Source organism: Oscillibacter sp. CAG:155 (assembly GCA_000436875.1).
Lineage (GTDB): Bacteria > Bacillota > Clostridia > Oscillospirales > Oscillospiraceae > Oscillibacter.
The window spans coordinates 1-6,316 of the sequence record FR890926.1; the positions used below are offsets into that span (position 1 = coordinate 1).

Genomic DNA, 6,316 nt, shown 5'->3' on the forward strand with positions numbered 1-6,316 from the left:
GTCCGGCAGACGGCGGAAGCTGCGGCCGAAATACACCGTCATGGCCCGGATCAGGGCCTGGGTGTCCCGGATGCTGGCCACCTCGTAGGAGGCGTGCATAGCCAGCTGGGGCAGTCCGATGTCCACCGTGGGAATGGACAGGTGGGCACTGCTGATGTTGCCCAGCGTGGACCCGCCGGGCAGGTCCGGCCGGTTGCTGAAGCGCTGGACAGGGACCCCCGCCAGTTCACACACCCTCTGGAACAGCGCGGCGGAAAGGGCGTCGGTGGTGTAACGCTGGGCGGCACTGTACTTGATGACCACGCCGCCGCCCAGAACCGGCCGCTCTCCGGCGTCGGCGTACTCGGGGTGGGCGGGGTGGACGGCGTGGGCGTTGTCCGCGGAGACCAGGAAGCTGCTGGCCAGAGCTGCGTGAGAGGTTTCGCTTTCCCAGCCCAAGCCGCCGGCCACCCGGGAGAGCACGTCGGTGAGGAAGGTGGAGTCCGCTCCCTGCCGGATGTTGCTGCCGACCTCCTCGTTGTTGAATACACAAAGAACCGGAATGCTCTCCCCCGGCTCCGCCGCCAGGAAACCCCGCAGACAGGCAAAGACACACTGCAGATCATCCAGTCGGGGGGCGGCCACGAACTCCCCCTCCGGCCCCAGCAGCGTGCCGGGGGTCCGGGGGTACAAAAACAGCTCTGTGGAGAGGAGGTCTGCCTCCGGAACACCGGCGCAATCTGCCACCATCGCCCGGAACCGGCCGGGTTCGGCGCCCTGGGCAAAGAGCGGGAAGAGGTCACGGGCCGGGTCCAGCCCGCCTTTTTTGTTGACCTCCCGGTCCATGTGGATGGCCACGCTGGGGATCACCAGCAGATCCCGGTCGATGTTGACAAGGCGGCTGCGGACAGCGTCGCCGTTCCGTACCATCACCCGGCCGGCCACCGACAGCGGCCGATCCAGCCAGGACCGCCAGATGCCGCCGCCGTAAGGCTCCACACTCAGCCGCAGGCAGCTGCCGGGGGAGGCAAGCTCTGCCTCCTGCCGGAGCTTGAGGGTGGGGGAATCGCTGTGGCCCGCTGCCAGCAAAAAGCCCCGGACAGCGCCGGTGGGGATGCGGAAGGCGGCCACGGTGGAGTGGCCCCGCATCACATAATAGGCACCGCCCCGTTCCAGGTGCCAGGGCTCGTATTCCCGCAGGCACCGGTATCCAGCCTGTTCCAGCGCTGCGGCCACATTGGCGGCGGCATGGTAGCAGCTGGGGCTGGCATCCAGAAAGTCCAAAAGTTCACGGGCAAAAGTCTGCTCCATAACGATTACTCCCTTGTGGTGATTTTGAACGTAGTATATCAGATTTTTCCCAAATCAAAAGAATGCAAAAAGAAAGACACGCGGAAAAGCGTGTCTTTCTTTTTGGAGCGGCCGATGGGAGTCGAACCCACCTATGCAGCTTGGGAAGCTGCCGTTCTACCGATGAACTACGGCCGCAAACCTGGAAGTCGAAGACCATTATAGCAGAGCCGTTTGCAAAATGCAACCCGAAAATTGACGGCACGGCATGAATGTCCCCCGCCGCTCATACAGTGGTACCAACGAGGAAAAGGGGGTTCACCATGAAAAAAATCATCGCGCTGCTGGGGGCGGTGCTGGTGCTGGCCACCAGTGCCCGGGCTGTGGAGGTGGCGGCGCCGTCGGCCCTGCTGATGGAAAAGGAGACCGGTACGGTCCTCTTTGCCAAAAATGAGCACACCAAGCTGGAGCCTGCCAGCGTCACCAAAGTCATGACCATTCTTTTGACCATGGAGGCCATCGACTCCGGACAGCTGAGCTACGACACGGTGGTCACCGCCTCCGCCCACGCCTGTTCCATGGGCGGCAGCCAGATCTGGCTGAAGGAAAACGAGCAGATGACTGTCTCCGACATGCTCAAGGCGGTGTGTGTGGTCTCCGCCAACGACTGCGCCGTGGCGCTGGCGGAACAGATCGCCGGCAGTGAGGACGCCTTTGTGGAGCGGATGAACCAGCGGGCCAAGGAGCTGGGGATGAACGACACCACTTTTAAAAATGCCACAGGCCTTCCCGCCCAGGGCCATGTCACCTCCGCCTATGACATCGCCCTGATGAGCCGGGAGCTGATACTGCACCATCCGGACATCCGCCAGTATACCACCATCTGGATGGATTCCCTTCGGAATGGGGCTTCGGAATTGGTGAATACCAACAAGCTCATCCGGTTCTTCGACGGGGCCACCGGACTCAAGACCGGCTCCACGGACTCCGCTCTCTACTGCCTCTCGGGAACGGCGGAGCGGGATGGTATGGAGCTGATCGCCGTCATCATGAAGGACGCCACCTCCGCCCAGCGGTTTGAAGATGCCAAGACGCTGCTCAGCTACGGGTTTTCCACCTACAGTCTGGAACATGTGACGCCTCAGGAGGCACTGCCGCCGGTGACAGTACATCTGGGAACTCAGGCCACGGTGCAGCCGGTGCTGGAGGAGGGCAGCGCGCTGCTGCTGGAAAAGGCCAGGGCGGGGAACCTGGAGCAGTCCGTCTCCCTGATGGAGGCGGTGGAGGCCCCGGTGGCCAGGGGGACACTGCTGGGAACCCTTACCATCACCTCGGGGGAGGAGACGGTGGCGGAGCTGCCGTTGGTAGCGGGAGAGGAGATTCCCCGCATCACCTTCGGACAGATGCTGCTGCGGGTGCTGCAAACGGCATTTTTGGCGGGATGAGAGAAGAAATCGGCCGACTTTCGGCAGGCGAACGACGTTTTTTTCTTGTACGGCGGGAACGGGAATGTTATAATCAAACCGAGTAAACCGAGCGGCGTCCCCGCTGGGGGAATCCAAGCGCGCTCGATACAAAAGAGAGGAGCTTACATATGTTGGATGTGAGACTGTTCCAGATGCAGACCTTCCTGCCTATGCCCTATGAGGACGCCCTGGCGCCCCGGCTGAAGCTGGCGCACGAGAAGCTGCAAAACGGTTCCGGCATCGGCGGCGACTTCACCGGATGGGTCCACCTGCCCCGGGATTATGACAAGGAGGAGTTCGCCCGGATCAAAGCGGCGGCTGCCCGGATTCAAGGCAATTCCAAGGCCCTGGTGGTCATCGGGATTGGCGGGTCCTATCTGGGCGCCCGGGGTGTGATCGAGTGCCTGTGCTCTCCCAACTATAACCTGAAAAAGAAGAATACGCCCAATATCTATTTCGTGGGCAACGGATTGAGCTCCGATTCCATGCAGGAAGTGATGGACCTGCTGGGAGACGATGACTTCACCGTCAACGTCATCTCCAAGTCCGGTACCACCACCGAGCCTGCCGTGGCGTTCCGCTTCTTCCGGAAGCTGCTGGAGGAGAAGTACGGCCGTGAGGGTGCCCGGGAGCGGATCATCGCTACCACCGACAAGAGCAAGGGCGCTCTCAAGTCCCTGGCGGACGCCGAGGGCTGGGAGACCTTCGTGGTGCCCGACGACATCGGCGGCCGGTACAGTGTGTTGACCGCCGTGGGCCTGCTGCCCATCGCCGTGGCTGGTGTGGACATCGACGAGCTGATGGGTGGTGCCGCCGACATGATGAAGGTGTGCGAGCAGCCCGGCTATGACTGCCCCTCCTGGCAGTATGCTGCCATCCGGTATGAGCTCTATCGCGCCGGCCGCTCCATCGAGCTGCTGGGCTGCTACGATCCTGCCTTCCGCTTCATGGCGGAGTGGTGGAAGCAGCTCTTCGGCGAGAGCGAGGGCAAGGACGACAAGGGCCTCTATCCCGCCAGTGTGGAGTTTACCGCGGATCTGCACTCTATGGGCCAGTATATTCAGCAGGGCCGGCGGCTGATGTTTGAGACCATCGTCCGCCTGGGACCCTCCAACTGCCAGCTCACCGTGCCCATGGACGAGGCCAACGGCGATGGGCTGAACTTCCTGGCCGGCAAGACCATGGACTATATCCGGGACCGGGCCATGGAGGGAACGCTCCTGGCCCACACCGAGGGCGGTGTTCCCAACGTCATCGTGGAGACCGACGGCAAGAGCGCCCGGGATCTGGGTCAGCTGATCTACTTCTTTGAGTACGGCTGCGGTCTGTCCGGCTACCTGATCGACGTCAACCCCTTCGATCAGCCCGGTGTGGAGGCGTATAAGCAGAACATGTTCGCCCTCCTGGGCAAGCCCGGCTACGAGGACCGGAAAGCCGAGCTGGAGGCCAAACTGCAGAAGTAAGGACAAAAGCGGCGCTTTGAGCGCCGCTTTTTCCACAGCAGGCGGACAAAAAAGTTTATGTCAATTATCAACAAACTTTGAATTTGCTTTTTTGCATTGTTTTTTACGGCGTCTTATGCTATGCTTAATACAGCATCAACCCACGCATCCCATCCCACGATTTTAAGAAACAGGAGTGATAATTATGGTCAGACTGATTATGGGCGTAAAGGGTTCCGGTAAGACCAAGCAGCTCATCGAACTGATCAACAATGCGGCCAAAGATGAACCCGGCAACGTGGTGTGCATCGAAGCCAACCGCAATATGACGTATGACATCCACTACCACATTCGTCTGATCGACGCCGATGAGTACAAGCTGAACAGCTATGAGATGTTCCGCGGTTTCATCAGCGGTCTGTATGCCGGCAACTACGATATTTCCCACGTTTTCATTGACAACCTGTGCAAGACCGTGGGTCGGGAAGTGGACAAGGATACAGAGCTCTTTTTGAATTGGCTGGACGCGTTCGGCGAGAAGAACAACATCAAGTTCACCGTCACCATCAGCGCGGACCTGAGCCTGGCCACCGACGGCATGAAGAGATATCTGTAAGATATGTATGAAAAAGAGGAAGGGAGTTTCCCTTCCTCTTTTTTTGTGCAGCCCTGCCGCTGCACTTACGCCACCGGCAGAGAGCCCAGATCGCTGTAGCAGAGCTGGCCGACGCTGAAGAGCTTTGCCAGCTGCGTCCGCTTTGCAAGGGACGTCTCGTCCAGGAACCACACCACCCGGGCGTCTTTCTCACTGGAAGTGAGGTAGGCGCAGGCATAGCGGCTGGAATAATAGCGGACGGTGCCCCGCTCCTCCAGCAGGTCCTGGAGCTCCCTGGTGGTCAGGGTCCCGCTCCGGTCACCTTTGCTGTCCCAGGCAGCGGCGGAAGTGGTCACAAGCAGGCTCAGATGGCCGGCGGGAACGGTGCCCTTCAGCTCAGCCAGGGCATAATAGACTTCTTCCAGCGGGTCCAGAGGCGCGATGGGGAATCCGTCGGACTCCTTTTCATAGGGGGCGATCCGCAGCACCAGACGGTCCGCGGCGGCACCCAGAGCGGCATAGTCATATCCGCCGTAGGAGGTACCCTGCCAGACGGGGGCCTCTGCCATCACGTAGAGGAGCCGGTCCCCCAGGGCCTCCCGCAGAGAGCGGACAAGAGCCGTGAAGTCGGATTTGTTGGTGTCCTTGAGCGCCGGAAGATCCAAAAACAGTCCGTCGTATCCGCCGGCGGTCACCGCATCCTCCAGAATGGCGGCGGTTGATGCGGCAGGATCTTTGAGCGTGGAAGCGCTGCCGGTGACGTACAGCAGCGCCTTGGCGCCGGCACTCTGGATGGCCTCCGTTTGGGCAGATGCGTCCTTTTCCTGCATGGAAACCGACAGCTGCACATGGCCGGGATAGGTCAGCTTCCCGGCGACCACCGCCACCGCGCCGCAGCCGCTGAAGTCGGCGGTATCCTTGGCGGAGGCGATGATGCCGGTCTGCTCCGGATCGGCGGCATGGAGCTTGTCATAAAGCCGCATCAAAATCACGGCGGCCTGTTCCCGGGTGGCAGCCTGATTGGGAGAAAAGGTGGTGGCGGAGGTTCCGCTGACCAGTCCCAGAGCGTAGGCCATGGAGAGGTAGCCGCTGTTGGTGCGCACATCCCGGAAGGGCATGGGCAGGTCCTGGGCAAGTCCGGCGATGGTGCCGTAGCCCATGGCCCGCAGCAGCATCACAGCCAGCTCCTCCCGGGTGATGGGGTCTGCGGGGCGGAAAGAGGACGTCTGGGAAGTGATGGCGCCGTTGGCGTAGGCGGTCTCCACGGCGCTGTAATACCAGGCGTTCGGGTCCTGATTATCCGTGTAGCTGCCCTGGCCGGGGGTCACGGTTTCCCAGCCGAAAAAACGGCATAGCACCACGGCGAAGGCTGCCCGGGTCATGGGGTGCCCCAGGCCGAACCGGGTAGAGGTCTCCCCCTGGAACAGTCCGAGGTCCACCGCACGGGAGATCTGAGCAGACGCCCAGTGATTGGCGGGTACGTCGGTAAAGCGTCCGGCTGCCGCGGCGGAGGGCAGCAGCAGACAGCTCAGCAGCGCGGCCAG

Annotated in this window: 5 protein-coding genes and 1 tRNA gene; 3 read left to right on the forward strand and 3 right to left on the reverse strand. The window is 61.5% G+C overall.

Annotated elements, in window-relative coordinates; all coding sequences use genetic code 11:
- Positions 1 to 1,290, reverse strand: a 1,290-nt coding sequence (locus tag QZL67_RS06720) for a M18 family aminopeptidase (protein WP_292920037.1), incomplete at its 3' end; no start/stop codon positions are given.
- 103 nt (positions 1,291 to 1,393) lie between these two features.
- A tRNA-Gly gene (locus QZL67_RS06725) sits at positions 1,394 to 1,467 on the reverse strand.
- Between the two features lie 125 nt (positions 1,468 to 1,592).
- Here QZL67_RS06725 and QZL67_RS06730 point away from each other — a divergent pair.
- The 3 genes from QZL67_RS06730 to QZL67_RS06740 all read left to right on the forward strand — a co-directional run bounded on the left by QZL67_RS06730 (position 1,593) and on the right by QZL67_RS06740 (position 4,793).
- Positions 1,593 to 2,714, forward strand: a complete 1,122-nt coding sequence (locus QZL67_RS06730) for a D-alanyl-D-alanine carboxypeptidase family protein (protein WP_022289977.1) — start codon at positions 1,593 to 1,595, stop codon at positions 2,712 to 2,714.
- Between the two features lie 149 nt (positions 2,715 to 2,863).
- Positions 2,864 to 4,198 carry a glucose-6-phosphate isomerase gene (locus QZL67_RS06735; protein ID WP_022289978.1) on the forward strand — a complete coding sequence of 445 codons (1,335 nt, stop codon included), beginning with the start codon at positions 2,864 to 2,866 and terminating at the stop codon, positions 4,196 to 4,198.
- Between the two features lie 184 nt (positions 4,199 to 4,382).
- A complete protein-coding gene (locus tag QZL67_RS06740; RefSeq protein ID WP_022289979.1) occupies positions 4,383 to 4,793 on the forward strand; it encodes a hypothetical protein in 411 nt (136 codons plus the stop codon).
- A 65-nt stretch (positions 4,794 to 4,858) separates the two neighbouring features.
- Here QZL67_RS06740 and QZL67_RS06745 read toward each other — a convergent pair.
- Positions 4,859 to 6,316 (reverse strand): S-layer homology domain-containing protein (locus QZL67_RS06745; protein WP_292920039.1); only part of this gene is annotated, 1,458 nt, incomplete at its 5' end.

Excerpts from the sequence above, each read along its gene's own strand:
- QZL67_RS06730 (WP_022289977.1), top strand. The coding sequence starts at position 1,593 with ATGAAAAAAATCATCGCGCTGCTGGGGGCGGTGCTGGTGCTGGCCACC.
- QZL67_RS06735 (WP_022289978.1), top strand. The coding sequence starts at position 2,864 with ATGTTGGATGTGAGACTGTTCCAGATGCAGACCTTCCTGCCTATGCCC.
- QZL67_RS06740 (WP_022289979.1), top strand. The coding sequence starts at position 4,383 with ATGGTCAGACTGATTATGGGCGTAAAGGGTTCCGGTAAGACCAAGCAG.